The 26855-nt window shown below is 74.0% G+C and carries 28 protein-coding genes and 1 riboswitch; of the genes, 15 read left to right on the forward strand and 13 right to left on the reverse strand.

Features of this window, described 5'->3' with window-relative positions; all coding sequences use genetic code 11:
• Nucleotides 1-5: 5 nt before the first annotated feature.
• Nucleotides 6-172: riboswitch (cyclic di-AMP (ydaO/yuaA leader) on the reverse strand.
• Between the two features lie 226 nt (nucleotides 173-398).
• The 13 genes from ACWD4U_RS16610 (at nucleotide 399) to ACWD4U_RS16670 (ending at nucleotide 10606) form a co-directional block, all read left to right on the forward strand.
• Entirely contained in the window at nucleotides 399-689 is a 291-nt protein-coding gene (locus tag ACWD4U_RS16610) for a YiaA/YiaB family inner membrane protein (protein ID WP_363459501.1), read from the forward strand.
• A gap of 143 nt (nucleotides 690-832) precedes the next feature.
• Nucleotides 833-1654: an alpha/beta fold hydrolase gene (locus ACWD4U_RS16615; protein WP_363459499.1), complete on the forward strand. Its 822-nt coding sequence runs from the start codon at nucleotides 833-835 to the stop codon at nucleotides 1652-1654.
• Nucleotides 1654-2220 (forward strand): TetR-like C-terminal domain-containing protein, encoded by a 567-nt coding sequence (locus tag ACWD4U_RS16620; protein WP_363459498.1) that lies wholly within the window; start codon nucleotides 1654-1656, stop codon nucleotides 2218-2220. The genes ACWD4U_RS16615 and ACWD4U_RS16620 overlap by 1 nt, the downstream gene beginning before the upstream one ends.
• A gap of 30 nt (nucleotides 2221-2250) precedes the next feature.
• The gene (locus ACWD4U_RS16625; protein WP_363459496.1) at nucleotides 2251-2454 is read left to right on the forward strand and encodes a hypothetical protein; all 204 of its coding nucleotides are present in this window, start codon (nucleotides 2251-2253) and stop codon (nucleotides 2452-2454) included.
• 173 nt (nucleotides 2455-2627) lie between these two features.
• Entirely contained in the window at nucleotides 2628-2846 is a 219-nt protein-coding gene (locus ACWD4U_RS16630; protein WP_363459494.1) for a hypothetical protein, read from the forward strand.
• Nucleotides 2847-2941: 95 nt separating this feature from the next.
• A complete protein-coding gene (locus ACWD4U_RS16635; protein ID WP_363459492.1) occupies nucleotides 2942-5113 on the forward strand; it encodes a SpoIIE family protein phosphatase in 2172 nt (723 codons plus the stop codon).
• Between the two features lie 91 nt (nucleotides 5114-5204).
• On the forward strand, nucleotides 5205-6464 hold the full coding sequence (locus ACWD4U_RS16640; protein ID WP_363459491.1) for a sensor histidine kinase: 1260 nt from the start codon (nucleotides 5205-5207) through the stop codon (nucleotides 6462-6464).
• On the forward strand, nucleotides 6448-6864 hold the full coding sequence (locus tag ACWD4U_RS16645) for a roadblock/LC7 domain-containing protein (protein ID WP_363459489.1): 417 nt from the start codon (nucleotides 6448-6450) through the stop codon (nucleotides 6862-6864). Before ACWD4U_RS16640 ends, ACWD4U_RS16645 begins: the two co-directional genes overlap by 17 nt.
• Nucleotides 6861-7205 carry a DUF742 domain-containing protein gene (locus ACWD4U_RS16650; RefSeq protein ID WP_363459487.1) on the forward strand — a complete coding sequence of 115 codons (345 nt, stop codon included), beginning with the start codon at nucleotides 6861-6863 and terminating at the stop codon, nucleotides 7203-7205. Before ACWD4U_RS16645 ends, ACWD4U_RS16650 begins: the two co-directional genes overlap by 4 nt.
• Nucleotides 7183-7782, forward strand: coding sequence for a GTP-binding protein (locus ACWD4U_RS16655; RefSeq protein ID WP_363459485.1), 600 nt, complete (start codon nucleotides 7183-7185; stop codon nucleotides 7780-7782). The genes ACWD4U_RS16650 and ACWD4U_RS16655 overlap by 23 nt, the downstream gene beginning before the upstream one ends.
• The gene (locus ACWD4U_RS16660) at nucleotides 7779-9203 is read left to right on the forward strand and encodes a cytochrome P450 (protein WP_363459483.1); all 1425 of its coding nucleotides are present in this window, start codon (nucleotides 7779-7781) and stop codon (nucleotides 9201-9203) included. The genes ACWD4U_RS16655 and ACWD4U_RS16660 overlap by 4 nt, the downstream gene beginning before the upstream one ends.
• Nucleotides 9167-10276 carry a cytochrome P450 family protein gene (locus tag ACWD4U_RS16665; RefSeq protein ID WP_449787211.1) on the forward strand — a complete coding sequence of 370 codons (1110 nt, stop codon included), beginning with the start codon at nucleotides 9167-9169 and terminating at the stop codon, nucleotides 10274-10276. The genes ACWD4U_RS16660 and ACWD4U_RS16665 overlap by 37 nt, the downstream gene beginning before the upstream one ends.
• A 72-nt stretch (nucleotides 10277-10348) precedes the next feature.
• Nucleotides 10349-10606, forward strand: coding sequence for a hypothetical protein (locus tag ACWD4U_RS16670; RefSeq protein WP_363459481.1), 258 nt, complete (start codon nucleotides 10349-10351; stop codon nucleotides 10604-10606).
• A gap of 22 nt (nucleotides 10607-10628) precedes the next feature.
• Here the strand turns inward: ACWD4U_RS16670 and ACWD4U_RS16675 are convergent, their stop codons facing one another.
• Entirely contained in the window at nucleotides 10629-11450 is an 822-nt protein-coding gene (locus ACWD4U_RS16675; protein ID WP_363459479.1) for an isocitrate lyase/PEP mutase family protein, read from the reverse strand.
• Nucleotides 11447-11920 carry a carboxymuconolactone decarboxylase family protein gene (locus ACWD4U_RS16680; protein WP_363459477.1) on the reverse strand — a complete coding sequence of 158 codons (474 nt, stop codon included), beginning with the start codon at nucleotides 11918-11920 and terminating at the stop codon, nucleotides 11447-11449. Before ACWD4U_RS16680 ends, ACWD4U_RS16675 begins: the two co-directional genes overlap by 4 nt.
• A gap of 50 nt (nucleotides 11921-11970) precedes the next feature.
• Between ACWD4U_RS16680 and pdxR the strand changes: the two genes are divergently transcribed.
• Together pdxR and ACWD4U_RS16690 are read left to right on the forward strand one after the other, a co-directional pair.
• Nucleotides 11971-13395 carry a MocR-like pyridoxine biosynthesis transcription factor PdxR gene (pdxR, locus tag ACWD4U_RS16685; protein WP_363459475.1) on the forward strand — a complete coding sequence of 475 codons (1425 nt, stop codon included), beginning with the start codon at nucleotides 11971-11973 and terminating at the stop codon, nucleotides 13393-13395.
• A 191-nt stretch (nucleotides 13396-13586) separates the two neighbouring features.
• Nucleotides 13587-15404, forward strand: a complete 1818-nt coding sequence (locus ACWD4U_RS16690) for an RICIN domain-containing protein (protein WP_363459473.1) — start codon at nucleotides 13587-13589, stop codon at nucleotides 15402-15404.
• An 88-nt stretch (nucleotides 15405-15492) separates the two neighbouring features.
• On the opposite strand, the gene ACWD4U_RS16695 is transcribed toward ACWD4U_RS16690, so the two are convergent.
• The 11 genes from ACWD4U_RS16695 to ACWD4U_RS16745 all read right to left on the reverse strand — a co-directional run bounded on the left by ACWD4U_RS16695 (nucleotide 15493) and on the right by ACWD4U_RS16745 (nucleotide 26822).
• Nucleotides 15493-15669, reverse strand: coding sequence for a DUF6126 family protein (locus tag ACWD4U_RS16695; protein WP_363459471.1), 177 nt, complete (start codon nucleotides 15667-15669; stop codon nucleotides 15493-15495).
• A 36-nt stretch (nucleotides 15670-15705) separates the two neighbouring features.
• Nucleotides 15706-16311 (reverse strand): helix-turn-helix domain-containing protein, encoded by a 606-nt coding sequence (locus ACWD4U_RS16700; RefSeq protein WP_363459469.1) that lies wholly within the window; start codon nucleotides 16309-16311, stop codon nucleotides 15706-15708.
• 70 nt (nucleotides 16312-16381) lie between these two features.
• Nucleotides 16382-18115, reverse strand: coding sequence for a pyruvate dehydrogenase (locus ACWD4U_RS16705; protein ID WP_363459467.1), 1734 nt, complete (start codon nucleotides 18113-18115; stop codon nucleotides 16382-16384).
• A 93-nt stretch (nucleotides 18116-18208) separates the two neighbouring features.
• Entirely contained in the window at nucleotides 18209-19324 is a 1116-nt protein-coding gene (locus ACWD4U_RS16710; protein ID WP_449787215.1) for a S53 family peptidase, read from the reverse strand.
• A gap of 156 nt (nucleotides 19325-19480) precedes the next feature.
• Entirely contained in the window at nucleotides 19481-21883 is a 2403-nt protein-coding gene (locus ACWD4U_RS16715) for a glycoside hydrolase family 65 protein (protein ID WP_363459463.1), read from the reverse strand.
• Complete coding sequence (locus ACWD4U_RS16720) at nucleotides 21880-22632, reverse strand: HAD family hydrolase (protein WP_363459461.1); 753 nt, start codon at nucleotides 22630-22632, stop codon at nucleotides 21880-21882. Before ACWD4U_RS16720 ends, ACWD4U_RS16715 begins: the two co-directional genes overlap by 4 nt.
• Nucleotides 22633-22746: 114 nt before the next feature.
• The gene (locus tag ACWD4U_RS16725; protein WP_363459459.1) at nucleotides 22747-23124 is read right to left on the reverse strand and encodes a hypothetical protein; all 378 of its coding nucleotides are present in this window, start codon (nucleotides 23122-23124) and stop codon (nucleotides 22747-22749) included.
• A 99-nt stretch (nucleotides 23125-23223) separates the two neighbouring features.
• Entirely contained in the window at nucleotides 23224-23691 is a 468-nt protein-coding gene (locus ACWD4U_RS16730) for an SRPBCC domain-containing protein (RefSeq protein ID WP_363459458.1), read from the reverse strand.
• Between the two features lie 54 nt (nucleotides 23692-23745).
• Nucleotides 23746-24363: an SDR family oxidoreductase gene (locus ACWD4U_RS16735; RefSeq protein WP_363459456.1), complete on the reverse strand. Its 618-nt coding sequence runs from the start codon at nucleotides 24361-24363 to the stop codon at nucleotides 23746-23748.
• Between the two features lie 73 nt (nucleotides 24364-24436).
• Nucleotides 24437-24985: a GNAT family N-acetyltransferase gene (locus tag ACWD4U_RS16740; protein ID WP_363459454.1), complete on the reverse strand. Its 549-nt coding sequence runs from the start codon at nucleotides 24983-24985 to the stop codon at nucleotides 24437-24439.
• 70 nt (nucleotides 24986-25055) lie between these two features.
• Nucleotides 25056-26822 (reverse strand): ABC transporter ATP-binding protein, encoded by a 1767-nt coding sequence (locus tag ACWD4U_RS16745; protein ID WP_363459452.1) that lies wholly within the window; start codon nucleotides 26820-26822, stop codon nucleotides 25056-25058.
• Nucleotides 26823-26855: the final 33 nt, after the last annotated feature.

The raw sequence follows: 26855 nt of genomic DNA on the forward strand, positions 1-26855 counted from the left end.
CGTGCTCCTTCCTTCCCTGTCGCCGACCGGGTTAGCTGACGGGTTCGGAGGTGGAAGGTCTCCTACGGTCGGGCCCGAGGGCCGTTCCGATTCACCCCGGTGGAAGGTGGTTCCCCGGCTCCTGGGCGGCCCGGTGAAGGGCGTGCCCGGTTGGATTAGGCGTGGCGCACGGTGCCGCTTGGTTACGGCGTTGCCGACCGCGCTGCGTTATCAAACGTTAATCCTATGGACCCCATGATTCCAAGCTCCTACCGAGGGGCTGTGAAACTTTCCTGACGACCTATGGGTGATTTGTGACGGTTTACCAGAAGCCCCCACCGCCGGCATGACGGACCGTGACGGCGGAGTTGAGTATCCGTGCTCACGACCCGGGCCGACCGCGCCCCGACCCTGGTGCCATGACCGCACCGATGCCCCACCGGACCACCGCGGCGTTCTACCTCCAGGCCGCCGCCTCCTTCGTCCTCGCCACCGTCGCGCTCGTCGTCGGGATCGCCTACCTGCCGGTGAACGCCTGGATGCGCGCGTTCCTCGCCGTCGGACTGCTCTTCGAGATCACCTCCGCGTTCACGTTGGCCAAGGTGATCCGCGACCGCCAGGACGAGGGGGCGCTCACCAGCCGGGTCGACCAGGCCCGCCTGGAGAAGCTGATCGCCGAACACGACCCCTTCAAGGTGGACGGCATCTGACCGCACCCGCCGACCGCCGTTCCGGCGGGCCTCCAGGCCTCCGCCACCTCCAGGACTTGACGGCTAAGGCTATTAGCCTTAGCTTTATGGCTATCGGCAGTCAGCCGAACCCCGGAGAGCCCGGACCAGCCAGGAGGCCCGCCATGAACAGCACCCTCGGCACCACCCAGTACCTCGACGTCACCGGCGGCACCCTCGCCTACGACGACACCCCGGGCGACGGCGTCCCGGTGGTCCTGCTCCCCGGCATGCTCGACTCCCGCCGGGTCTACCGGTTCCTCGCCCCGCTGCTGAGCGCGGCCGGCCACCGGGTGGTCACCATGGACCTCCGCGGCATGGGCGAGACCTCCACCGGCTTCGCCGACTACAGCCCGGCCGCGATCGCCGACGACCTGGTCGCCCTGCTCGCCCACCTGGACCTGCGCGGCGCCGTGCTGGTCGGCAGCTCGTACACCGGTGCCACCGTGGTGCGCGCCGCCACGCTCGCCCCGGAGCGCACCGGCGGCGTGGTGCTGATCGACGCCTTCGTCGAGAACCTGCCGCTGAACGCCTTCCAGAAGGCTCTGTTCGGGGTCGCCGGGCCGGTCATCGGCGCCTTCCCCGGCATCTGGAGCCCGATGCAGAAGTTCTACTACCCGAAGGGCGCCCGCCCGGCGGACTTCGACGACTACCGGGCCTCGCTCGGCGCGATGCTGCGCGAGCCGGCCCGCAAGGCCGCGGTGGCCGGGTACCTGCACGGCAACTCCGCGCCGATCGGCTGGTGCGCGGAGGTCACCGCCCCCGGGCTGGTGCTGATGGGCGCCAAGGACCCCGACTTCCCGAAGCCGGAGGTGCTGGCCGACCGGCAGGCCGCGGCGCTGAAGGGCCGCAAGGTGATGATCGAGGACGCCGGCCACTACCCGATGGCCTCGCACCCGCAGCTCGTCGCCGACGCCCTGCTCGCCTTCCTCGGGAAGATCGCCTGATGCCCCGCGCCGGACTCTCCACCGCCGCCGTGGTGGACCACGCCCTCGACCTGATCGATGCTCAGGGCGCCGAGGCGCTCACCCTGGCCGCGGTCGCCGCCAAGGCCGGGGTGGCCACCCCCTCGCTGTACAAGCACGTCTCGGGCGGTCTCGCCGAACTGCGCCGGCTGGTCGCGGTGCGGACCACCGACGACCTGACCGAGCGGCTGGCGGCGGCCGTGCTCGGCCGCTCCCGGGAGGCGGCGGTGGCCGCGCTGCTCACCGCGTACGCCGGGTACGCCGACGAGTTCCCGCGGCGGTACGCGGCGCTGCCCCAGGCGCCGGACCCGGACCCGGAGTTGAGCGCGGCGGGCGGACGGCTGGTGGAGGTGCTGTTCGCGGTGCTGCGCGGGTACGGGCTGGCGGGGTCGGAGGCGGTGCACGCCGCCCGGACGCTGCGGGCGACCGCCCACGGGTACGCCTCGTTGGCCACGGCGGGGGCGTTCCAGCTCGCCGAGGGCCGGGACGTGACGCTGGAGCGCCTGACGGAGGTGCTGGTGGCGGGCCTGGCGCACTGGCCGTCGTGACCTCCCGGCGACTCGCGCGTTCTACCCGGTATGAAGAAGCGCAGCATGCTCGCCTTTGCCTCGCTGGCCGTCGGCGTGGTCGCCTCCCTTGCCGCCCCCAGCGCGCACGCCGCCCCGCACCCGGTCGGCACCGGTCCGCTGACCGACGCGGTCACGGCGCCCGACCTGCCGCTCTCGCCGGACTACCCGGAGTCGGTGGCGCAGGGGCTGACAGGGCAGGCGCCGTCGCTCTGAGCACCTCCGGGACGAGCGGCGCAATCGCCGCATTCCCGCGCGAATCCCCGAACTCGGTGCCGGTTCGAGACCTTCTCGTCATCCTCCGCGCGTAACACTGTCTGTCGGTCGGGAAGTCATACCGATGAAGACCGCCTTCACGGTCGTGACCGACAGCACGGAGGACAGCGCACATGCCGCAGGCGACCCAGCACACCGAGCCGGCCACCGGACTGATCCCCACGCCCCGGACCGCCCTGGACGACGCTCCGCCCGCCTGGGCGGGAACGACCCGGCCGAAGAGCCTCGGGGCGGTGCTGCAGCGGGGTTTCTCGGTGGCGCGCGGGGTGTTCTCGCTGCGCCCGGTCGCCGCGCGGCCGCAGCCGGGGTACGGCGAGGTCGACGGGCAGTGACACGGCGTCGGCCCGTGTGGTGAACCGCCTGGTCGGCCGGTGCGTCCATAGGATGGTCGGCACTGGCACGACGAGCGGAAGGGCCGGCGCTTCGGATGGACCAGAGCTCGCCGCGGCCTGCCAGTCGCACCGAGTTGCGGTGCCTGCGGCTGCTGCTGCGCGCGTCGAGCGCGGCGGACCTGCTGGGGACGCTGCTGGCCGAGGGCCCGGCGTGGATCACCGGTGAGGGTTCGGCGCTCTACCTGCTGGACGACGGGATGCTGCGGCTGACCGCTTCGCACGGGCTGCCGGACTGGGTGCACCAGAAGTACGGGGTGGTCGATCCGGCGTCCGAGCTGCCGGCCGCGCTGGCGCTGCGCACCCGGGAGCCGGTGCTGCTGTCGCCGCGGCAGACCAGTGCCGACTATCCGAACGCGGCGGCGGGGCTGGGCACCGAGCTGGTGGCGCTGGCGGTGCTGCCGCTGGTGGTGGACGGCGACCCGGTGGGGTCGCTGGCGTTGGCGCTGGCGCACCGCGGGGCGGTGCCGCAGCGGGACCTCGACCTGTTGGAGACGCTGGCGGAGGCGTGCGCGCACCGCTTGGCGCACCTGCTCGACCACGTGCACGCGGCGCAGCCCGCGCCGGGCGGGGCGCGGGCCGAAGCGCCGTCGGGCGACGCGCAGTTGCTCGCCCTGGCCGTGCACGCGGCCGGCGCGGGCGCGTTCGAGCGGGACCTGGTGACCGGCGAGACGGTCTGGGACGAGCAGGCGTACCGGGTGGTGGGCCTGGAGCCGCCGGGTCCGGGCGGGCCGATGCCGGACCTGGCGCGGGTGGTGCACCCCGAGGACCTGCCGGACGTGCAGGCGGGCCTGGCGGAGGCGCTGGCCACCGGCGGCGGGTACCGGCTGCGGTACCGGGTGGTGCGGCCGGACGGGTCGGTGGGGCTGGTGGACGAGGCCGGCGAGGTGATGCTGGACGTGCACCGGCGGCCGGTGCGGATGGCCGGGCTGGTGACGGTCCGTCCGTGGCGTCCGGACCTGGCGGAGCCGAACCCGGCGGCGGGTGCGCGGACGGCGCTGCTGCTGGCGCTGACCAGGGCGCTGTCGCGGGCGGTGACGGTGCGCGAGGTGACCACGGCGCTGACCGACGTGGCGCGGCCGGCGCTGGGCGCGGCGAGCGTGGTGCTGGACCTGGTGGACGAGGGGCGGCTGCTGCCGGTGTCGCCGACGGTGTTCGGCGGTCCGCACCGGGCGGAGCTGAACCGGCTGCACGAGCTGGCCGGCGGGGTGATGGAGAGTGCGTTGGCGCGGGCGAAGCCGCTGTTCAGCGAGCCGGGCGGCGGGGCGCGGCCCGCGGGGGCGCCGGCGGCCTGGACGGTGCTGCCGCTGGTCGCGTCGGGCCGGCAGGTGGGGTCGTGCCTGATCACCTTCGCCACCGAGCGGTCCTTCGGGCGCGAGGACCGCACCATGTACTCGGCGTTCGCGGGCATCCTGGCGCAGTCGCTGGAGCGGGCCCGGCTGTACGACATCCACCTGGAGCGGGCGAGCGAGCTGCAGCGGGCGATGCTGCCGCGTTCGCTGCCCGAGGTGCCGGGGATCGTCTCGGCGGCGCGCTACCTGCCGTCCACCGAGGGGATGATGATCGGCGGCGACTGGTACGACCTGCTGCGGCTGCCGGACGGCCAGGTGGGGCTGGTGATCGGCGACGTGCAGGGGCACAACGCGGAGGCCAGCGCGGTGATGGGCCAGCTGCGCAGCGGGCTGCGGGCGTACGCGACGGACGGGAACGATCCGGCGGCGACGCTGGAGCGGACCAGCCGGCTGCTGTCCGAGCTGGACACCGAACTGTTCGCCACCTGTCTGTACCTGACGCTGGATCCGGCCACCGGGCGGGTGCGGGCGGCGCGGGCCGGGCATCCGTCGCCGGTCCTGATCGGCGCGGACGGGGCGCGGGAGCTGCGGCTGCCGGGCGGGCCGCCGCTGGGGGTGCTGCCGGGGGCGCGGTACCCGCTGACGGTGGAGGAGCTGGCGGTGGGCGAGACGCTGCTGGCGTACACCGACGGGCTGGTGGAGGTCCGGGACGAGGACTACGACGAGTCGGTGCAGCGGATGCTGGGCGGGCTGGGGCTGTGGGTCGCGGAGACGGGCGGGGCGCGGCGGTTGGACGAGCCGGAGGCGCTGTCCCGGCTGGCGGACCTGCTGACGCTGAATGTGACGGAGCGTGAAGTCCGGGCGGACGACGTGGCGTTGCTCCTGCTGCACCGCTCGGGTAGCGCCGTCGAGGGCTAGTCGGGGCAGCTTGTCCAATATTGACGTGGTCTGAACAGCCAAGCTCTGATCTGTTCATACGGCAGTAGTAACACCACCTTAGAATCCCCGCGTGACGACCACTCAATGGTGCCTGGCAGCAGCCGGATTGCTCACCCTCCTCGCCCTGGCGACCGCCGTGCGGCTCCGCGCCGTCACCCGCACGCTGCGTGCCCGGCTGGCGCGCGGCGAGCGCGAGCTGGCCGCCACCCGCGCGGAACTGGCGGCCGAGCTCGCGGACCGGCGGGCCGGCGCCGAGTCGGCGCTGCGCGAGCAGGAGACGAACTCCGCCACCACCCGGGCCTTCCTCAGCGTGGCCCGCCGGATCCTGGTGATGGCGCACGACCAGCAGGCCGGGCTGGACGAGATGGAGCGCACCCACGACGACCCGGCGCTGCTGGAGGGCCTGCTCAAGGCCGACCACGCCGCCGCCCAGCAGGCCCGGCTGGCGCAGACCCTGGCGGTGCTGTGCGGCGCCCGGGCCGGCCGGCACTGGCCGGAGCCGGTGGCGCTGGAGGACGTGGTGCGCGGCGCCCAGTCGCGGATCCTGCCGTTCCAGCGGGTGGTGGTGCACAGCCGGGTGGACAGCGCGGTGGTCGGCGCCGCCGCCGAGGCGCTGATCCACGCGGTGGCCGAGCTGCTGGACAACGCGACCCGCTACTCGCCGCCCAACACCCAGGTCTTCGTCACCCTGATGCCGGTGCACAACGGCGCGGTGATCGAGATCGACGACTGCGGCGTCGGGATGACCGACGTGTCGGTCGCCAAGGCCGCGGCCGCGCTGGCCGGCGGCGGCTCGCTGGAGGTCTTCCGGCTCGGCGAGACCCCCCAGTTGGGTCTGGCCGCGGTCGGCCGGCTCGCCGAGCAGTACGGCTTCCGGGTCACCCTGTCCTCCGCGCCCTCGCCGTACGGCGGGGTGCGGGTGGTGGTGCTGCTGCCGAACGCGCTGCTCACCGACCCGCTCTCGGCCGGCGCCCCGGCGTCGGCCGTCCCCGCGCCGCACCGCGGTGCGGCGTCCCCGTTGCCGACCCGCCCGACTCCCCCCGCGGGCCGTGCGGCGACGGTGCCTCCGCAGCAGGCACCCGGCCTGCCGCGGCGGATCAACCGCCGGGGCGGCACTCCGCCGCCCCGTCCGCAGGCCGAGGCCGCGCCCGCCCCCGCGCGCTCCGCGCACGAGGCGCAGGCGTTCATGTCGCTGTTCCAGGCCGGCACCGCCACCGGGCGGTCGGCCGCCGAACAGCACCGGCAGTCCGCTCAGGACCGCCCCGACGCATTTCCCGCTTCCCCCCAACTTCCCCAGCGCACGGGAGACTTCGATGACCACCAATCCTGATCTCGGCTGGCTGCTGACCGACATCGTCAACGTGCCGGAGGTCCAGCACGCGGTCGTGGTGTCCAACGACGGCCTGGAGATCGGCCGCAGCCCGCGGATCGGCCGGGACGACGCCGAACGGCTGGCCGCCGCCTGCTCCGGACTGCAGTCGCTCTCCCGGGGCGTGGCGCAGGGCTTCGGCGACGGCAGCGGCGTCACCCGGCAGATCATCATCGAGTACGGCGGCGGCTACCTGTTCATCGTCGCCGCCGGGGCGGGCGCGCACCTCGCGGTGGTGACCGGCGAGGCGGTCGACGCGGGCCTGGTGGCGTACCAGATGCAGATGCTGGTGGAGCGGATCGGCACCCACCTGACCGCGCCGCCGCGGCAGGAGCACGCGATCGCCGGGGAGCTCCGGTGAGCCGGGGCCCGGTGCGCCCGTACGTGATCACCGGGGGGCGCAGCCGGCCGAGCCGGAACGTGCTGGAGTTCGAGAGCCTGGTGCGGTCGGTGCCCGGGGCGCAGCTGGAGCCGGGGGCGCTGAACCGGGAGCAGCAGGCGCTGCTGACGATCTGTCGGGAGCTGCTGTCGATCGCCGAGGTGGCGGCGCACCTGGGCCTGCCGATCAGCGTGGTGAAGGTGCTGGTCGGCGATCTGTGGGACCTCGGAGCGGTGCAGGTCGTACCGCCGGTGCGGCCCGCCGAGCGGGCGCCGACCGCGTTGCTGGAGGAGGTGCTGGTTGGCCTCCGTGCGCTCCGCTGAGCCCGCCTACCTGCCGTCGACCGTCCAGGGGACGGTGAAGATCCTGGTCACCGGCCCGTTCGGGGTCGGCAAGACCACGCTGGTGGGTTCGCTCAGCGAGATCGTGCCGCTGCGCACCGAGGAGACCATGACGGCGGCCGGCGCCGGCGTGGACGACGTGGCCGGGCGTCCGGGCAAGACCACCACCACGGTGGCGCTGGACTTCGGCCGGATCACCCTCAACCCGCAGCTGGCGCTGTACCTGTTCGGCACGCCGGGACAGCAGCGGTTCAAGCCGTTGTGGGAGGACCTCTCGCGGGGGGCGCTCGGCGCGATCGCGCTGGTGGACTCCCGCCGGATCGAGGAGTCCTTCGACGTCCTCGGCCAGTTGGAGGAGCACCGGATCCCCTTCGCGGTGGCCGTCAACCTCTTCCCGGACTCGCCGCGCTACCCGGAGCAGGAGCTGCGGGCCGCGCTCGACCTGCTGCCCGACGTGCCGGTGATGCAGTGCGACGTCCGCGACCGGCGGGACGCGCACCGGCTGTTGATCGACTTCGTGGACCATCTGCGCACCGCCGCCCTGGAGTACCAGCGATGACCACCCCCGACTCCGTCCCCACCACCGCCCCGGCCGCGGGCTGTCCGTACGTGCCGCCGCGGGTGGCCCCGCTGTACGGCCCGGCGGTGGCCGAGGACCCGCACGGCCTGTACGCCCGGCTGCGCGAGCAGCACGGCCCGGTCGCCCCGATCGAGCTGGAGCCCGGCGTCGAGGCGTGGCTGGTGCTCGGCTACCCCGAGCTGCTCGAACTCACCCGCAACGAGCAGCAGTTCTCCAAGGACTCGCGGCGCTGGCGGGTGGCCCGGGAGGGCCGGCTGAGCGCCGACTCCCGGCTGCTGCCGATGACCGCCTGGCGGCCCACGCTGCTCAACCTGGACGGCGCCGAGCACCAGCGGCTGCGCGCCGCGGTCGCCGACACGCTGTCCCGGGTCGACCAGCGGCAGCTGCGGGAGACCACCGAGGCGGCCGCCGAGGCGCTGATCGACGGCTGGGGTCCGGACGGCACCGCCGACCTGATCGCGCAGTACGCCCGGCGGCTGCCGCTGCTGGTGTTCACCCGGCTGCTCGGCCTGCCCGCCGAGGCCGGGCCGCACCTGATCGAGCTGATCAGCCACTTCGTGGACAGCAGCGAGAAGTCGGTGCGCGCCAACGCCGAGTTCCAGGCGATCCTGGTCGACCTGGTGCGCAGCCGCCGCGAGCGGCCCGGCGCCGACCTCACCTCCTGGCTGCTGGCCCACCCGGCGGCGCTGAGCGACGAGGAGGCGGTGCACCACCTGGTGGTGATCCTGGTCGCGGGCAACGAGACCACCATCAACTGGACCGGCAACACGCTGCGGCTGCTGCTCACCGACCGGCGGTTCCGGGCCACTCTGGCGGGCGGCCGGGCGACCGTCGCGGACGCCCTGGACGAGGTGCTGTGGCGGGACCCGCCGACGCAGAACTTCCCCGGCCGGTGGGCGACGTCGGACACCGTGCTGGGCGGCCAGTACATCAGCGCCGGGGACATGCTGGTGCTCGGCCTGGCCGCCGCCAACGCCGACCCGGTGGTGCACGGCCGGGACGGTGTGGCGGGCAACCGGGCGCACCTGGCCTGGGGCGCCGGCAAGCACGTCTGCCCGGCGCAGGACCCGGCCCGGCTGATCGTGGAGACCGCGGTGGAGACCCTGCTGCACCGCCTGCCGGACCTTCAGCTGGCCGTTCCCGCACACGAGTTGGCGTGGCGACCGTCACCGTGGTCGCGGGCCCTGGTCAGCCTGCCGGTGCTGTACAGCGCCTTCACCCCGCCCCGCCCCGCCACCACCGAGAGGCCCGCATGGACACCACCACCACTGCCGAACAGCTCGTCCCGATCCGGCTCGACCCCGCAGGCGCCGACCAGCACGGCGAGAACCGGCGGCTCCGGGAAGCCGGACCGGCGGCACTGGTGGAACTCCCTGGCGGGGTGGTGGTCTGGGCGGTAACGCACCACGACACCCTGCAGGAGCTGCTCGCCGACCCGCGGATCGGCAAGAATCCGCAGCTGTGGTCGACCTTCCGGGAGGGCCGGCTGCCGGAGGGCTGGCCGCTGCTGAACTTCATCAGCGTCCCCGGCATGATCACCGCCGACGGCGCCGACCACCGGCGGCTGCGCGGCCTGGTCACCCAGGCGTTCACGCCGCGCCGGATCGCCGAGCTGGCCCCCGCGATCGAGGCCCGGGCCGCCCGGCTGCTGGACGCCGTGGCCGAGTTGGACGGCGCGTTCGACCTGCGTCGGCACTTCGCCTACCCGCTGCCCATGCAGGTGATCGGGGAACTGCTCGGCCTCGCCGAGGAGCAGCAGGACGCCCTGCACGAGCTCTCCGACACCCTGGTCAGCAGCTCCGCCACGCCCGCGGCCGCGGTCGCCGCGCAGCAGGACCTGTTCGGGTTGCTCGCCGCGGTGGTCGAGGCCAAGCGTTCGGCTCCGGGCGACGACCTGACCACCGACCTGATCGCCGCCCGCGAGGAGAGCGACCGGCTCAGCGAGCAGGAGCTGGTCGGCACGCTGCTGCTGATGCTGGTGGCCGGCCACGAGACCACCCTCAACCTGATCACCAACGCCGTCCGCGCCCTGCTCGCCCACCCCGAGCAGCTCGACCTGGTGCTGAAGGGCGAGGTCCCCTGGTCGGCGGTGGTGGAGGAGACGCTGCGCTACGACTCGCCGGTCGGCCAGTTCCCGCTGCGCTACGCGGTCGAGGACGTCCGGGTCGGCGAGGTGGTGATCCGCCGCGGCGAGGCGCTGCTGGCCTCGTACGCGGCGGTCGGCCGGGACTCGGGGCACTACCCGGACGCCGACCGCTTCGACATCACCCGCAGCCCGGTGCGCCACCTCTCGCTCGGGCACGGCCCGCACTTCTGCCTCGGCTCCGGGCTGGCCCGGCTGGAGGCGGAGACCGCGCTGCGGCAGCTGTTCGAGCGGTTCCCGACCCTGCGGATGGCCGAGGGCGCGCCGCCGGAGCCGATCGGCTCGTTCATCAGCAACAGCGTGCGCACGCTGCCGGTGGTCGTCGGCTGACGGACCGCCACACCCGGTCCCCCGTCAGGTGAATCCACGTGACCGGGCGGGGGCCGGGTCGTTGCACCGGCCATGAAGAAGCTCACCGCGCTCGCCGCCCTCACGATGGCCGGGCTCGCCCTCACCGGCGCCCCCGCCGAGGCCGCCCCGCTCGCCCAGGCCGGCGGCCTCGCCCAGGCGGACGGCCTGGACACCGGCTACCACGGCGCGCTCCCCTCCACGGCCGAGCTCTGCCACCGCGACCTCGCCCAGTACCCGCTCGTGGGCCCGCTCGCGGACTCCGCCACCGGGGCCTGCGAGGCCCTGGGCTCGACGGTCGACGGGCACTGACGGATGACCGGCCGACGGTCGTTCAGTTCGCGAACAGGCCGTTCAACTCGCCGTAGTCCAGGCCGCCCTCCAGTGCTCCGTACGTCCCCGCGCCGTAGACCTCCTCGGCGACGCGCCGCACCGCCGCGTAGGCCGCCTTCGCCGGGCCCGGGCCGAGACTGATCCGGGCGACGCCGAGCGCGGCGAGTTCGCCGACCGTCGGCAGGCCGGGTCCGGCGAGCACGTTGAGGCGGAACTCCTTCGCCAGGGCCGCGATCTCGGCCGGATCGGCGATGCCCGGGACGAAGAAGCCGTCGGCGCCGGCCGCCAGGAAGGCGCGGCCGCGGGTGAGCGCGAGTTCCAGCCGGTCGGCGGGCTCGCCGACGCCGTGCAGGTACACGTCGGTGCGGGCGTTGAGGTAGAGCGGTACGCCGGCCGCGTCGGCGGCGGCCCGGGCGGCGGACACCCGGGCGACCGCGTCGTCGAGCGGGCGCAGTCCGGGGCCCGCGCCGCCGTCCTCCAGGTTGGCGCCGACCGCGCCCGCCTCCAGGGCGGCGGCGACGGTCTCGCCGACCCCGGCGGGGGTGCCCGCGTAGCCGTCCTCCAGGTCGGCGGTGACCGGCACCTCGACGGCCCCGGCGACCAGGGCGAGCTGGGCGACGGCGAGCTCGCGGGTGAGGCCGCCGCCGTCGCGGACGCCCAGGCTCCAGGAGACCGAGGCGCTGGCGGTGGCCAGTGCGGGCGCGCCGGCCTGCTCGACCAGGCGGGCGGTGGCGGCGTCCCAGACGTTGGTCAGCACCAGGGGCTCGCCCGGGCGGTGCAGGGCGTGCAGCCGCCGGGCGCGCTCGATCCGGCGGGCGGTCACCGCTTGGGGGCGGGGCTGAGTCGGGAGGTGACGCCGATCCGGTTCCAGGCGTTGATCGCGACGATCAGGGCGATCAGGTGGGCCAGTTCGGCCTCCGAGAAGTGCTTGGCGGCCTCGCCGTACACCTCGTCCGGGACGTGCGTGTCGGCGACCAGGGTGACCGACTCGGTGAGGGCCAGGGCGGCGCGCTCGCGGGCGGTGAAGTACGGGGTCTCGCGCCAGGCGGCCAGGGTGTGCAGCCGGTGCTCCTGCTCGCCGTTGGCGCGGGCGTCGGTGGCGTGCATGTCGAGGCAGAACGCGCAGTGGTTGAGCTGGGAGGCGCGCAACTTGACCAGGTCGGCGATCACCGGGTCGCCGAGGCCGGTCACGGCGGCCCGGTCCAGGCTGATCATGTGACGGTAGAACTCCGGGGCCAGCTTGGGCAGCGAGAGGCGCTGGAGCGGGGCGGGGACGAGTGCGTCATCGGTCATGTGCTCCACCGTAGGGGCGAACTGGCCCGGTGGTGTGGTTCATTTGAAGCATGGATTCCTGGGCCACTTTCGGCGGCGACCTGCACTTGGACCTCGGCGCGGGCCGGGCCCGCGGCCTGGGGGTGCGCGCCGCGCTGGAGGACGCGGTCCGGGCGGCCGTGCGCGACGGGCGGCTCGCCACCGGGACCAGGCTGCCGTCCTCGCGGGCGCTCGCCGCGGACCTGGGGATCGCCCGCAACACCGTCGCCGAGGCGTACACCCAGCTGGCCGCCGAGGGCTGGCTGACCTCCCGTCAGGGCTCCGGCACGGTGGTCGCCGAGCGCGGCCCGCAGCCCGCCCCCAGCTCCGCCCCGCCCGGGCTGCGCCCGCAGCCCGCCGTCCCGTTCAACCTGGTGCCGGGCACCCCCGACCTGACCCGGTTCCCGCGCGGCCCCTGGCTGGCGGCGGCCCGCCGGGCGCTGAACGCCGCCCCGCACGACGCCTTCGGCTACGGCGACCCGCGCGGCCGGATCGAACTGCGCCGGGCGCTGGCCGGCTACCTGGCCCGGGTGCGCGGGGTGCGCACCGACCCGGAGCGGCTGCTGGTCTGCTCCGGCTACACCCAGGGCCTCGGCCTGCTCTGCGCGGCGCTGCGCGAACACGGCCTGGCGAGCGTCGCGGTGGAGGAGTACGGGCTGCCGCCGCACCACGAGATCATCACCGCCGCCGGGGCCGCCGTCCGTCCGCTGCCGCTCGACGAGGGCGGTGCCCGCACCGCCGAACTCGCCCGCACCGACGCCGGGTTGGCGATCCTCACGCCCGCCCACCAGTTCCCCACCGGGGTGCCGCTGCGGGCCGGCCGGCGGGCCGCGGCGGTGGCCTGGGCCCGGCAGACCGGCGGGTACGTGCTGGAGGACGACTACGACGGCGAGTTCCGCTACGACCGGCAGCCGATCGGCGCCATGCAGGCCCTCGACCCGGACCGGGTGGTGTACGCGGGCACCGCCAGCAAGTCGCTCGCCCCGGCCCTGCGCCTGGCCTGGCTGGCCCTGCCCGCCGCGCTGGTCGAACCGGTGGCCGCCCGCAAGCAGCTGGCGGGCGGTCAGAACGGCGTGCTGGACCAGCTCACCCTCGCCGAGCTGATCACCTCCGGCGACTACGACCGGCACATCCGGCGCTCCCGCCAGCTGCTGCGCCGCCGCCGCGACCGGCTGGTCGCGGTGCTCGCCGAGCGCGCGCCCGCGGTCCGCGTCACCGGCATCAACGCCGGGCTGCACGCCGTCCTGGAGCTGCCGCCCGGCTCCCTGACCGAGGCCGAACTCCAGCGCCACGCCGGGTGGCTGGGCCTGTCCGTCAACACCCGCTCGTGGTGCCGGGCGGCCGGTGCCCCGCCCGCGCCGGACGCGCCGCCGGCCCTGGTGATCGGCTACGGCACCCCGCCGGAGCACGCCTTCGAGGGCGCGCTCGACGCACTGTGCACGCTGGTCACGCTCTGAGCCGCCCCGGCGGGCGGTGCCCGGAAGAAGTCTTCGCGGTGCGGGGCAACCTTTCCGGGGGCGGTGACAACTGGGTGGTGTCCGGACAGGGGTCCGGCCAGAGGCCACGGCTGAAAGAGAGCATCGACATGTTCCCTCGCCCATCCACGTCGCCGGAGGCGGCGCCCGGCGGCCACGGCCGCCGTGGCCGCTTGTCGTTCCGCTCGGCCGTCCCGGGGCGGCGGCAGGCGCACCGCGGCCGTCGGCTGTACCAGCGCCGGAGTTTCTGGGCGGCCGTCAGCCTGGCGGTCCTGGGCGGCTCGGTGGTCGTGGTCAGCACGGCCTCGGCGGGAACCGTGGACACCAACGCCTGGTACACGCTGGTCAACCGCAGCACCGGCGAGTCGCTGGACGCCCTCGACTACGCCACGTACGACGGTTCTCCGCTGGGGCAGTGGAGCCGCACCGGCGGGACCAACCAGCAGTGGAAGTTCGTCGACTCGGGTGACGGGAACTACCGGCTGCAGAACCGGAACTCCGGCAAGGTGCTGGACGACTACGGCTGGTCGAAGACCGAGGGCTCCGGGCTGGTGCAGTGGCGCGACCTGAACGGCGCCAACCAGCAGTTCCGCCTGGAGAAGTCGTCGGACGGCTACGTGCGGCTGATCAACCGCTTCAGCGGCATGGCCGTCGAGGTCCCGGGCGGCTCCAAGACCGAAGGGAGCCACCTCGCCCAGTACCACGACTGGAACGGCCCCCAGCAGCAGTGGCAGCTCGTCCCGGCCGGCAGCGTCAACGGCGGTGGGACCACGGGGGGCTCCGGCAGCACCGCCACGCCCACCACGCCCGCCACGCCCACCAAGCCGGCCGGCAGCGCTCCGGCGAGCCAGGCTCCGAGCACCCGCCCGGCGTCGACGCCGCCGGCGTCTCCGGCCACCGGCGGCGGCAGCTCGGCGAAGAGCCTCATGGGCAGCAGCACGATGCTCCTCGGCGGCTCGATGGATGACTCCACGGCGAACGCCGCGCCGTTCGACGTGCGGTACGCCTACATCCACAGCCAGCCCGCGCCCTCGTCCGACGCCTACACGGCCTCGCGCTGCAAGTCCGAGTGGTCGGGCTGGTGGGGCTGCTGGACCGGCGACACCACGGCGCCCGGCACCCAGGTGACCATGCTCAACGACCGCGCGTCCAAGGCGACGTACCAGGGCAAGCCGCGCCCGCAGAAGTACCTCTTCACGTGGTACTCGCTGCGCGACCTCGGCGATGCGGCGGGCCAGGGCGACGGTCCCGGCGAGGTCCAGGCCATCAACCGGGCCGACCTGCTCACCCGGTACCTGAACGACTACCGCTTCTTCCTCCAGAAGCTCGGCACCTCGCAGGACATGATCGATCTCGAGCCGGACTTCTGGGGCTACGTCCGGTCGCTCGGCAACCCTCACCAGGTCGCCGCGCAGGTCAGGGCCGCGAACCCGACGGACTGCGGATCGCAGGAGAACAGCGCCGCCGGCCTGGCCCAGTGCCTGATCGCGATGGCGCACAAGTACGCGCCCAACACCGGCGTGGGACTGCACCTGTCCTGCTTCGACTGGCAGCAGAACACCCCGCAGTGCGTCAAGGACTACACGGACCTCGGGGCATCGAGCGCCGACTTCCTGGTCACCGACGTGACGGACCGCGACGCGGGCTGGTACGCGCTGCCCGCCCACGGCAGCCGTGACACCTTCTGGAACGACCAGAAGGGCTTCGCCGCCCTCGCGTTCTACAAGACGATGTCCGAATCGGTGGGCAAGCCGGTGGTCCTGTGGCAGATTCCCCTGGGCAACATGGCGCAGAACAACACCCCCGGCCACTACAAGGACGACAAGGTCGACTGGCTCTTCTCGCACCTGGACCAGACGGCGAACGCACACGTCGGCGCCCTCCTGTTCGGCGCCGGCTGGTCGGAGCAGACCACGCCCGAGACCGACGGCGGGAACCTGGTCAACAAGACGATCGCCAACCACAACGCGGGTGGCACGCCGCTCAGGTAGCGGAACCGCACGCACAGGAGCGAAGCCCCAGGCTGCCGGCCTGGGGCTTCGCCCGTCCCCGGGCTTTCGGCAGGCCCGGAGCCCTCCGTCAGTGGCCGCGGCTGCCCAGGTAGAACAGCAGGAACAGGAAGGCGACGAAGACGTGGCCGGACACGATGTAGATGATCGCCCGGACCCAGACCTGCTTGGAGGCGCTGATCCCGGCGTCCATGGTCTCGGCGGGCGCCGCAGCGGTCTTCGGGGCGGGGACGGTGTGGTCGGCCATGGCGGTCTCCTAGCGGTGGTGGCCGTGGATGGATGGCTACAGGCGCGGGGCGTCGCCGAGGCAGAGGTCGCCGCCCGGGCTCTGCAGCAGGGTGTGGACGAAGATCAGGTCGAGGCCGGCGGAGGAGTCGGCGGCGATGCAGTGCGGGGTCAGCGAGTCGAAGTGCGCGGAGTCGCCCTCGTCGAGCAGGTGGGTGTGCTCGCCGAGGGTGAGCCGCATCCGCCCGCGGGTCACGTACAGCCACTCCTCGCCGGGGTGCACCCGCACCACCGCGTCCTGCAGGCTCGGCGGGACGTGCACCCGCAGCGCCTGCATCGCCCGGCCCGGCGCGCCGGCCCGCCGGTACCCCCAGCCGCCGGCCCGCCCGGGCTCGATCGCCCCGCCCCGGATCACCGGGTCGGGCTCCGCCGGCTGCTCGCCGAGCAGTTCGGACACGCTGGTCCCGTACGCCCGGGCCAGCCCCAGCAGTACCGGTAGCGAGGGCTGCCGCCGGCCGGTCTCCAGCCGCGACAAGTAAGCTGGCGACAGGCCCACCCGAGCCGCCGCCGTCTCCAGCGTCAGCCGGCTGGACACCCGGTGCTCACGCAGCCGCGCGCCGAGGCCCGCGACCTCCTGGTCGTCACCGAGAAGGCTGTCGTTCATGCCTCCAGTGCACACCCGCCGTGCCTGCGGGGCAACAATTTTGCCCCGCAGGCAAATCCGACTCCTCGGCTCACGGCCGCGGGATGTTGCGGAGGTTGGAGCGGGCCAGGTCGATCATCTTGCCGACGCCGCCGGTCAGCACGGTGCGCCCGGCGGCCAGCGCGAAGCCCTTGAGCTGGGCGGGGGTGATGTGCGGGGGGATGGAGAGCGCGTTGGGGTCGGTGACCACGTCGACCAGGGCGGGGCCCGGGCGGCGGAGGGCGTCGGTGAGCACCTCGCGGACCTTGGCGGGGTCGGTGACCCGCTTGGCGGGGATGCCGCAGGCCTGGGCGACGGCGGCGTAGTCCACGTCGCCGTTGTCGATCTGGGACTCGGGGTAGCCGGAGACCAGCATCTCCAGCTTGATCATGCCGAGCGCGCCGTTGTTGAAGACCACGGTCTTCACCGGCAGCCGGTGCTTGGCCACGGTGAGCAGCTCGCCGAGCAGCATGGAGAGCCCGCCGTCGCCCGACATGGAGACCACCTGCCGGTCGGGGAAGGCCAGTTGGGCGCCGATGGCGTGCGGCAGGGCGTTCGCCATGGAGCCGTGCAGGAAGGAGCCGATCACCCGGCGGCGGCCGTTGGGGGTGAGGTAGCGGGCGGCCCAGACGTTGTTCATGCCGGTGTCGACGGTGAAGACCGCGTCGTCGGCGGCGACCTCGTCGAGGACCGCGGCCACGTACTCGGGATGGATCGGGCGGTGCTTGTCGATGCCCTTGGTGTAGGCGCCGACCACGGTCTCCAGCGCCTTGAAGTGCCGGGTCAGCATCGCGTCGAGGAACTCGCGCTCGCGCTTCTGCTCCAGCAGCGGCAGCACCGCCCGCAGGGTGGCCGCCACGTCGCCGTGCACCGCGAGCTCCAGCGCGGTGCGCCGGCCGAGCCGGGTGGCGTCGTGGTCGACCTGCACCGTGCGGGCCTGGGGCAGGAAGCTGTCGTACGGGAAGTCGGTGCCCAGCAGCAGCACCAACTCGGCTTCGTGCAGCGCCTCGTGGCAGGCGCCGTAGCCGAGCAGGCCGCTCATCCCGACGTCGTACGGGTTGTCGTACTGCACCCACTCCTTGCCGCGCAGCGAGTGGCCGACCGGCGCCTGCAGGGTGCCGGCGAGCTGCATCAGCTCGTCGTGGGCGCCGCGGACGCCCGCCCCGGCGAAGACCGCCACGGTGCGCGCCCGGTTCAGCGCCTCGGCCAGCGCCTGGACCTGGGACCAGGGCGGGGCGGCCACCGCCTGCTCGGTGAGGAAGGTGCTGCGGCCGGTGGGAGCGGGCGCGGTGACCCCGGCGACGTCGCCGGGGAAGGCGAGCACGGAGACGCCGCGCGCACCGAGCGCGTGCTGGATGCCGACCCGCAGCAGCCGGGGCAGCTGGGCGGGGTTGGAGAGCATCTCGCACCAGCTGCTGCAGTCGGTGAACACCCGCTCCGGGTGGGTCTCCTGGAAGAAGCCGGTGCCGATCTGCACGGACGGGATGTGCGAGGCCAGCGCCAGCACCGGGACGCCGCTGCGCTGCGCGTCGTACAGGCCCTGGATCAGGTGGGTGTTGCCGGGGCCGCAGCTGCCCGCGCAGACCGCCAGACGGCCCGTCAGCTCGGCCTCCGCGGCCGCCGCGAAGGCCCCGGCCTCCTCGTTCCTGACGTGCACCCAGGAGATGCCCTCCGCCCGCCGGATCGCGTCCACCACCGGATTCAGGCTGTCCCCGACCACCCCGTAGACCCGCTCGACACCCGCCTGCCGGAGCACTTCCACCATCTGGTCGGCCACGCTGCCCACGGGATCCACCTCACACTGCGTCAGGAACGGACAATACGCACGATAACGGGATGTTCAGCACCACGAGCCGTGCCCCGCCAGGGGCGCTGTCGGCTACTGCCGGAACGCGTTCGGGCCGGCCGGGGTGCCGAGGCCGGTGGGGCCGTCGTAGCCGGGGCCGGCGGTGCAGAGGTAGGCGGGGGTGCAGGTGGCGGTGGCGCCGGCGGTGAGGTCGTTCAGGGCGGCGGGGTGGGCGTAGGGGAAGCCAGCCGGGCGGCTGTCGGCGGCGGGGGTGCCGGCAAGGGCGTAGACCGCGGCGATCAGCGGGGCGGACGCGGAGGTCCCGCCGTAGGTGTACCAGCCGTTGCCGCCGTAGGTCTGGTAGACGGCGACGCCGGTGGCGGGGTCGGCGACCGCGGAGACGTCGGCGACGGTGCGGCCCGCGCAGCCCGGGTCGTGCTGCCAGGCCGGCTTGGCGAGGTACGCGGAGCAGCCGGAGCCGGTGCCCTCGTCGGAGCTGGTGGACCAGGCGGTCTCGGTCCAGCCGCGTGCGGCGCCCGCGTCGCGGCGCAGCGTGGTGCCGCCGACCGCGGTGACGTACGGGGAGGCGGCGGGGTAGTTGACCCCGTAGCCGCCGTCGCCGGAGGCGGCGGTGATCGCCACGCCGGGGTGGTCGAGGTAGCGGCTGTCGTAGGCGGGGCCGTCGGCGTTCTCGGGGGCGCCCCAGCTGAGCGAGACGTACCGGGCGCCGAGCCGGACGGCGGTGTTGATCGCGGTGCCGAGGTTGGTGAAGGAGGCGGAGTCGGCCTCGACCAGGATCAGCCGGGCGCGCGGAGCGAGGGCGGAGACCATGGCGAGGTCGAGGGAGATCTCGCCGGCCCAGCCGGCCGAGGCGCGGGGCAGCCGGGTGCCGCCGCGCTGGTCGACCTTGTGGAAGCACCCGTTGGCGGTGGTGCAGGCGGGCAGGCCGTAGTGGGTGCGGTAGACGCCGAGGTCGGCCTCGGCGTGCGGGTGGTCGTACGCGTCGACCACGGCGATCACGGCGCCCTCGCCGCCGTCGGCGGGCAGCCCGTAGGCGGCGCGCAGGTCGGCGGGGCCGAGGCCGCCGTCCCCGGCCTGGGCGGCGACCACCCGCAGCGCCTGGCAGGCGGCAATATCACTGCGGGTGGGGGCGGCGCAGCTGTGCACCCAGTGCGGGCCGGCGTGGGCGGGGGCGGGGGCGGCCGCCATCGGGGTGAGGGCGAGGGCGGCGGTGAGGAGTGCGGCGGTGCGCAAGGGACGGTCCTCCGGTACGGGGGCGGGGAACCGGTGGCGGGCTGCTCCCCGCACCACCGGTTCGCGGGGTGCAGGGAGTGTTGACGGTGTGTGAGCTGACTATGCGTCTTATCACTCGGCCGGCAGATGGTCGACGGTGCCGCCCTGGACGCCGGCCTGGCCGTGCCGGCGGGCCGGTTCCCGGCCCGGGGGCTGGCTGGGGCGCTCGGCGGGGGCCTCGACCTTGGCGGTCGGCCGGGTCACCGGTTTGCCGGATTCCACCCGCAGCGTCTCGTCGTCGTGCAGCACCGGCAGCACGCTGCCGCGGCGCAGCGTGTAGGTGGTGGCGGCGTGGGTGATGTCGACCCGCAGCAGGTGGTCGCGGACGGTCATGGAGAAGCACAGCCGCTGGAGTCCGGCGGGCAGCCGGGGGCGGAAGGCGAGCTGCCCGCTGTGGTCGCGCAGGCCGCCGAAGCCGGCCACCAGGGCGATGATGGCGCCGGCCAGCGAGGCCATGTGCAGGCCGTCACGGGTGTTGCCGCCGAGGTCGTGCAGGTCCATCAGGGCGGCTTCGGCGGTGTAGTCGTAGGCCAGGTCGAGCTGGCCGACCTCGGCGGCGATCACCGCCTGGGTGCAGGCGGAGAGCGAGGAGTCGCGGACCGTCAGGCGCTCGTAGTAGGCGAAGTTGCGGGCCTTCTGCTCGGGGGTGAAGGCGTCGCCGCGCAGCTGCATGGCGAGCACCAGGTCGGCCTGCTTGACGACCTGCTTGCGGTACAGGTCGAAGTACGGGTAGTGCAGCAGCAGCGGGTACTTGTCCGGCGGGGTGGCCTCGAAGTCCCACTGCTGGTGGTCGGTGAAGCCGTCGGCCTGCGGGTGGACGCCGAGCTGGGAGTCGTAGGGGACGTACATCTTGTCGGCGGCGTCGCGCCAGGCGGCGGCCTCCTCGGTGTCGACGCCGAGGGCGGCGGCCTCGCGCTGGTGGCGCAGGGCGGTGGCGGCGGCGTTCCACAGGTTGGCCTGGGCCATCAGGTTGGTGAAGACGTTGTTGTCGGCGACCGCGCTGTACTCGTCGGGGCCGGTGACGCCCTCGATCCGGAAGTTGCCCTTGGCGTCGTGGTGGCCGAGCGAGCGCCACATCCGGGCGGTCTCCACCAGCAGTTCCAGGCCGTGGCCGCGCTCGAACTCGAGGTCGCCGGTGGCCCGGACGTAGCGGACCGCGGCGTCCGCGATGTCGGCGCCGATGTGGAAGGCCGCGGTGCCGGCCGGCCAGTAGCCGGAGCACTCCTCGCCGCGGATCGTCCGCCAGGGGAACACCGCGCCGGCCAGGCCGAGTTGGGCGGCGCGCTCGCGGGCCATCGGGAGCGTGGTGTGCCGCCAGCGCAGGGCCTGCTTGACGGCGTCGGGCAGGCAGTAGGTGAGGACGGGCAGCACGAAGGTCTCGGTGTCCCAGAACGAGTGGCCGTCGTAGCCGGGCCCGGTGAGGCCCTTGGCGGGGATCGCCCGCTCCTCGCTGCGGGCACCCGCCTGCAGCACGTGGAACAGCGCGAAGCGGACGGCCTGCTGGAGTTCGACGTCGCCCTCGATCTCGATGTCGTTGTCGGTCCAGAACCGGCCGAGGTACTCCTTCTGCTCGGCGACCAGGCCGTCCCAGCCGGTGTAGCGGGCGGCGGTCAGCGCGGCCTCGACCTGGTCGCGGACGGCGGGCAGCGAGCGGGTCGCCGACCAGCCGTAGGCGATGAACTTGACCAGGCGCAGTTTCTGACCGGCGTTCAGCACCGTGGTGGCGGTGACCCGGGCCTGGTCCTCGGAGGACTCGGCGGCGGTGTCGATCCGCTCCTGGCCCTCGATCACGTGGTCGATCCCGGCGGCCACCCGCAGGCCGCTGAACCGGGTGCGGTGCACCAGGACGCCCTTGGTCCCGTCGGCGTGCCGGAGTTCGGCCGCCAGCGGGGCCTCCAGCACGGCCGCGGCGCGCGGGTCGCCGTCCCCGGCGTGGCCGGGGAGTTGCTCGTTGGCGACCAGCTCGGACTGGATCACGATCCGCACCGGGCCGTCCACCGCCTCCACGGTGTACTCGATCGCGCAGACCGCCCGCTGGGTCAGCGACACCAGCCGCTGCGAGCTGACCCGCACCGTCCGGCCGGCCGGCGAGGTCCACTCGGCCTCGCGGCGCAGGATGCCGTCGCGGAAGTCCAGGCTGCGCTGGTGGCTGCGGAGTTCGCCGTAGCGCAGGTCGAACGGCTCGTCGTCGACCAGCAGCCGGATCAGCTTGCCGTTGGTGACGTTGATGACGCTCTGCCCGGACTCGGGGAAGCCGTAGCCGCTCTCCGCGTACGGCAGCGGGCGCAGCTCGAAGACGCCGTTCAGGTAGGTGCCGGGCAGGCCGTGCGGCTCGCCCTCGTCGAGGTTGCCGCGCAGGCCGATGTGGCCGTTGGAGAGCGCGAACACCGATTCGGCGCGAGCCTGCCCGGGCAGGTCCAGGCCGTGTTCGCTGATCCCCCACGGGTCGACGGTGAAGGCCTCCGAGGGGCTCATGCGCCCTCCTCCGTCGGGATCAGCTCGGCGAGGTCGTCGACCACCAGGTCGGCGCCGTGCTCGCGCAGCGCCGCGGCCTGGCCGGTGCGGTTGACGCCGACGACGGTGCCGAAGCCGCCGGCCCGGCCGGCCGCGACGCCGGCCAGCGCGTCCTCGAAGACCGCGGCGTGCTCGGGCGGCACGCCCAGCTGCCGCGCGGCGGACAGGAAGGTGTCGGGGGCTGGCTTGCCGGCCAGGTGGTCGCGGGCGCTGGTCAGCCCGTCCACCACCACCTCGAACAGGTCGTCGATGCCGGCGGCCCTCAGGACGTCCCGGCAGTTGGCGCTGGAGGACACCACGGCACGCGGCAGGCCGAGGTCGCGCAGCCGGTGCAGGTAGGCGACCGAGCCGGGGTAGGCCTGCACGCCCTGTTCGCGGATCAACCGCAGCACGGTGTCGTTCTTGGCGCCGGACAGCCCGTTGACGGTCCGCGTCCCCGGCGCGTCCTGCGGGGTGCCCTCGGGCAGGTCGATCCCGCGGGAGGCCAGGAACTGCCGGGTGCCGTCCAGCCGGGGCCGCCCGTCGACGTACCGGTCGTAGTCCTCGACCGGGTCGAAGGGCACGAACGGGGTGCCGTCGCGGGCGGCCTCGGCGCGCAGGAAGGAGTCGAACATGTCCTTCCACGCCGCCGCGTGCACCTTCGCGGTCTGGGTCAACACCCCGTCCAGGTCGAACAGGTACGCCTTGATGCGGTCCGGAAGTCCCAACATGGCGCCAGTCTCACCCGAACGGGCCGGGCGAACCGGGTTATCGCGTGAATCCGGCGCGTCGCGCGCGCGGAGGGCGCGCGGAGGGCGCGCGGCCCGGCCCGGACGGCGCGGGGTTCAGCGCGGGCGGACCTTGTACTTCGCCCCGGCCAGCGCGCGCAGCCGGGCGGTGAACTCCTGCGCGTCGGCGACCGTCGTGCGCGGCACCAGGGCCACGCCGGTCGGCTTGAACTGCACGACCCAGGCCTTCGGCCGCTCGTTCACGCTCGCGACCTCCACCCACGGCACCACGCCGCGGGTGATCCCGTTGCGGGTGTGCTTGATGCCCGCCTCGGAGAACTCCACCTCGTTCGCCCCGGTCAGCTGGAAGGACGCCGACGCCAGCACCTTCTCCATCAGCTTCTGCTGCAGGCCCTTGAACAGGCCGGTGGCCGGCCGGTCCAGCACCTCCCGCACCTGAGCGTCCGTCAGTTCGAACTCCGCGATGAGCGGCACCGCTCCCACCTCTTCCCTCCCGGTGCGGGCGTCGGACACGCCCGCGAGCCAGCGGAGGCTACCAGCGGGCCGCGGCCACGACCAGGGGATATGCCCGGGTCAGTCGGCGGGGGCGTGGACCGTCGGGTGCGGGTGTCCGGTGGGGACGAAGTACGGCTGCGGCTTGCCGCTCTGGGCGTAGTCCTTGAGCCGGACGATCAGCTCGGCCCAGGTGCCGGCCACGGCGGGGACGGCGGGGGCCGCGTCCGGCGGCCAGCCGAGGTGGCGCAGCAGGAGCAGGGTGTGACGGGGGTCGTCGGGGTGGTCGAACAGGTCCCAGGTGACGGTGGTGCCCTGCCAGGTGGGCGGGAAGGCGCCGACGCTGCGCCAGGCCACCCGGTCGAGGTCGGCGCGTTCGCGGCGCAGTCGGAACTGCTGGGGGGCGTCCGGGAAGGTGAGGAGCAGGTCCTCGCCCTCCCGGTCGACGCCGGTGGTCCACCAGGACGTCAGCCCCTCGTGGGTGTCCAGTGCCGCCAGCAGGCGGCCCCGGGCCGCCGCGACGTCGATCTGCAGGGCGATCTCGGCCATCGCACTCACCTCTCCCCCACGATCGCGCCGGAGCGGGGGACGGGCAAGCGGGTCTCAGGTGGTGAGTTCCAGTGTCTGGTGGACGGTGGTGGCGTCGTCGAGCAGCCGGACCAGGGTGTGCGCGACCTCGTCGCGGGAGACCTGGCCGAAACGGTTGGGCGGCGGGGCGAGGTGGGCGTGCCGGTCGGTGGGGGCGTCGGTGAGGGCGGCGGGCCGCAGGATCGTCCAGTCCAGCGGGCGGTCCTTGATCGCTTCCTCCGCGGCCCACTTGGCCTTCAGGTAGGCGTCGAACTCGGGGGTGAGCTCCGGGTCGCCGATCCGGTCCAGGCCCATCGAGGAGACCAGCAGGTACCGGCGCGCCCCGGCGAGCTGGGCGGCGTCCGCCAGCAGCACCGCACCGGCCCGGTCGACGCTCTCCTTGCGGGCGGCGCCGCTGTCCGGGCCGGCCCCGGCGGCGAAGACCACCGCGTCGGCGCCCTTGAGATGCGCGGCGAGGGTCGCCGGGTCGGTCCGCTCCAGGTCGCAGACGATCGGCCGGGCTCCGACCGCCTCCAGGTCGGGGCCCTGGGCGGGGTTGCGGATCAGGCCGCCGACGGTGTCGCCGCGGGCCGCGAGCAGGCGCGAGAGGCGCAGCGCGATCTTGCCGTGTCCACCTGCGATCACTACGTCCATGGCGGCGACGCTACCCCGCGTGGCCGCACCGGCCCGGGCACGGCGCGCCCGGGAGCGGCGACCGCCGGGGCGGCTACTCCTTCCACTCGGTGCTGAGCACGCCCATCTGGACCTGGTCGTGCCAGCTGCCCGCGCGGAAGACCGCCTCCCGGCGGCGGCCCTCCTCGGTGAAGCCGGCCCGGCGGTAGGCGGCCAGCGCGCGGGTGTTGTAGCTGTTGACGGTCAGCTCGATCCGGTGCAGGCCCAGCTCCTCGAAGCCGTAGCCGATGGTGGTGCGCAGCACGTCGGTGCCCAGGCCCCGGTCCTGGTAGGGCGGGCCGATGATGATCGCCAGGGTGGCGCAGCGGTCCTTCGGGGTGGCGCCGTACAGGGTGACGTGGCCGGCCAGCAGGCCGGAGTCGAGGGTCTCCACCGCGAGGCCGAGGTCGGTGCCGGTGTTCTGGCTCCAGGACCGGAACATCTCGGCGAGCCGCCCGTCCGGCTGGGGGTGGACGGGGCCGGTGACCTGCTGGATCGCCAGTCCGGGTTCGCGCCACCAGGCGGTGAGCAGCGGCAGGTCGGTCTCCCGCAGCTCGCGCAGGCGTACCAGCTTGCCGGTCAGCGGATCGTGGTCGATGGCCATGCGGTGGGGGTCCTCTTCCGTCGTGGGGTGAGACCCGCGGGTGGGCGGGTCCGGGCGGGCGGACGGTCCGTCAGGCGAGCTGCGCGGACTGGAGTCCGGCGTAGGGGCCGCCGGCGCGCAGCAGGTCGGCGTGCGAGCCGACCTCGGCGATCCGGCCGTCGTGCATGACCACGATCCGGTCGGCGCCGCGGATGGTGGACAGCCGGTGGGCGACCACGAAGACGGTGCGGCCGCGCACCAGGCGGGCCAGCGCCTGCTGGACCAGCGCCTCGGAGCGGGAGTCCAGGGCCGAGGTCGCCTCGTCCAGGATCAGGATCCGCGGGTCGCGGATCAGTGCCCGGGCGATCGCCAGGCGCTGCTTCTGGCCGCCGGAGAGCCGGGCGCCGCGCTCGCCGACCACGGTGTCCAGGCCGTCCGGGAGCCGCTCGATGAACTCCAGCGCGTTGGCGTCGCGCAGCGCGGCCAGCACGGTCTCCTCGGGCACGTCCTTCAGCCCGTAGGTGACGTTCTCCCGGATGCTGCCCTCGAACAGGATCGACTCCTGCGGGACGACCGACAGGAACTTCCGGTAGGAGCGCAGGTCCAGCTCCTCCATGTCCCGCCCGTCGAGCAGGATCCGGCCCTCGGTGGGCCGCAGGAAGCCGATCACCAGGTTGAGCACGGTCGACTTGCCCGCGCCGGACGCGCCGACCAGGGCGATGGTCTCGCCGGGCCGCACCGTCAGGTCGAAGCCGTCGACCGACGCGGCGTCGGCGCCGGGGTAGCGGTGGCCGACGCCCCGGAAGTCGATCCGGCCGGTGACCGCGCCGACCTCCGCCTTGCCGGAGTTCTCCTCGAGGTCGGGGGCCTGCAGCACCTCGCCGACCGAGCGGACCGAGGCCAGGCCCTTGCCGAGCTGCGGGGTCAGGGTGAGCAGCGTGGTGACCGAGCCGGTCAGGGTGGAGAAGTAGGCGCTGAGCATCACCACGGCGCCCGGGGTGACGTCCATCCAGCCGTAGTAGGCGACCAGGGCGGAGCCGGCCAGGCAGCCCACGCCGAGCGCGTTCAGCAGGATCCAGGCGAGCGAGCCGAACCGGCCGTTCAGCAGGTCCAGGCGCAGGCCCGCGTCCAGCACCCGGCCGAGCGTCCGGTCGACCCGGCGCAGCGCGGTGCGCTCCAGGCCGTGGGCCCGGGTGATCGGGATCAGCGTGGTCATCTCGCCGATCCGGGAGGAGAGTTGCTCCACCTCGCGGCGGAACGACTCGTTCTGGGTGCGCAGCCGCTCGCGCAGCCGCACCACCAGCAGCGCGCTGGCCGGGACCAGCACCACGAAGACCGGCAGGAAGGCGGGGGTCTGCCAGCCGATCACGACGAGTCCGCCGGAGAGCGTGGCGATCGCGGCCAGGCCGTTGTCGGCGGTCTGCTGGGAGGCGGTCTCGATGCCCTCCACGTCGCGGATCACCTTGGCCTGCAGCACGCCGGCGCTGACCCGGGAGTGGTAGCCGATGGACAGCTGCTGCATCCGGTGGCAGAGCGCCGAGCGCAGCCGGGTGCCCGTGCGGCGGATCGAGCCGTGCATCCAGTGCACGTACAGCAGGTGCAGCGGCAGGTTGAGCAGCAGGATCACCAGCAGGACCGCCGAGTTCCACCACAGCACCGATATGTCCCGGTGCTTCACCACCACGTCGACGATGTTGGCGGTGATCAGCGGCAGCAGCCAGACCGGGGCGTGCTTGGCGAGGAAGACCCCGATCGCGCCGAACACCCGGGCGCGGTCGGGGCGGAAGAGGAAGAGCAGGGTGCGGACGGGGTGCTCGCCGCGGTAGCGGTGGCTGAGCGAGCCGTCGGGCAGGGCCATGGGGGTACTCCTGTGCGGAGGGCGAACCGGTGG

Source organism: Kitasatospora sp. NPDC002522, from assembly GCF_053595195.1.

Bases quoted from the DNA above. Each gene is read 5' to 3' on its own strand.
- ACWD4U_RS16635 (WP_363459492.1), top strand. From the start codon at position 2,942: ATGGACCAGAGCTCGCCGCGGCCTGCCAGTCGCACCGAGTTGCGGTGC.
- ACWD4U_RS16630 (WP_363459494.1), top strand. From the start codon at position 2,628: ATGCCGCAGGCGACCCAGCACACCGAGCCGGCCACCGGACTGATCCCC.
- ACWD4U_RS16740 (WP_363459454.1), bottom strand. From the start codon at position 24,985: ATGGCCATCGACCACGATCCGCTGACCGGCAAGCTGGTACGCCTGCGC.
- ACWD4U_RS16680 (WP_363459477.1), bottom strand. From the start codon at position 11,920: ATGACCGATGACGCACTCGTCCCCGCCCCGCTCCAGCGCCTCTCGCTG.
- ACWD4U_RS16745 (WP_363459452.1), bottom strand. From the start codon at position 26,822: ATGGCCCTGCCCGACGGCTCGCTCAGCCACCGCTACCGCGGCGAGCAC.
- ACWD4U_RS16730 (WP_363459458.1), bottom strand. From the start codon at position 23,691: ATGGCCGAGATCGCCCTGCAGATCGACGTCGCGGCGGCCCGGGGCCGC.
- ACWD4U_RS16660 (WP_363459483.1), top strand. From the start codon at position 7,779: ATGACCACCCCCGACTCCGTCCCCACCACCGCCCCGGCCGCGGGCTGT.
- ACWD4U_RS16620 (WP_363459498.1), top strand. From the start codon at position 1,654: ATGCCCCGCGCCGGACTCTCCACCGCCGCCGTGGTGGACCACGCCCTC.
- ACWD4U_RS16735 (WP_363459456.1), bottom strand. From the start codon at position 24,363: ATGGACGTAGTGATCGCAGGTGGACACGGCAAGATCGCGCTGCGCCTC.
- ACWD4U_RS16715 (WP_363459463.1), bottom strand. From the start codon at position 21,883: ATGAGCCCCTCGGAGGCCTTCACCGTCGACCCGTGGGGGATCAGCGAA.
- ACWD4U_RS16625 (WP_363459496.1), top strand. From the start codon at position 2,251: ATGAAGAAGCGCAGCATGCTCGCCTTTGCCTCGCTGGCCGTCGGCGTG.
- ACWD4U_RS16720 (WP_363459461.1), bottom strand. From the start codon at position 22,632: ATGTTGGGACTTCCGGACCGCATCAAGGCGTACCTGTTCGACCTGGAC.
- ACWD4U_RS16610 (WP_363459501.1), top strand. From the start codon at position 399: ATGACCGCACCGATGCCCCACCGGACCACCGCGGCGTTCTACCTCCAG.
- ACWD4U_RS16670 (WP_363459481.1), top strand. From the start codon at position 10,349: ATGAAGAAGCTCACCGCGCTCGCCGCCCTCACGATGGCCGGGCTCGCC.
- ACWD4U_RS16695 (WP_363459471.1), bottom strand. From the start codon at position 15,669: ATGGCCGACCACACCGTCCCCGCCCCGAAGACCGCTGCGGCGCCCGCC.
- ACWD4U_RS16615 (WP_363459499.1), top strand. From the start codon at position 833: ATGAACAGCACCCTCGGCACCACCCAGTACCTCGACGTCACCGGCGGC.
- ACWD4U_RS16645 (WP_363459489.1), top strand. From the start codon at position 6,448: ATGACCACCAATCCTGATCTCGGCTGGCTGCTGACCGACATCGTCAAC.
- pdxR (WP_363459475.1), top strand. From the start codon at position 11,971: ATGGATTCCTGGGCCACTTTCGGCGGCGACCTGCACTTGGACCTCGGC.
- ACWD4U_RS16710 (WP_449787215.1), bottom strand. From the start codon at position 19,324: ATGGCGGCCGCCCCCGCCCCCGCCCACGCCGGCCCGCACTGGGTGCAC.
- ACWD4U_RS16700 (WP_363459469.1), bottom strand. From the start codon at position 16,311: ATGAACGACAGCCTTCTCGGTGACGACCAGGAGGTCGCGGGCCTCGGC.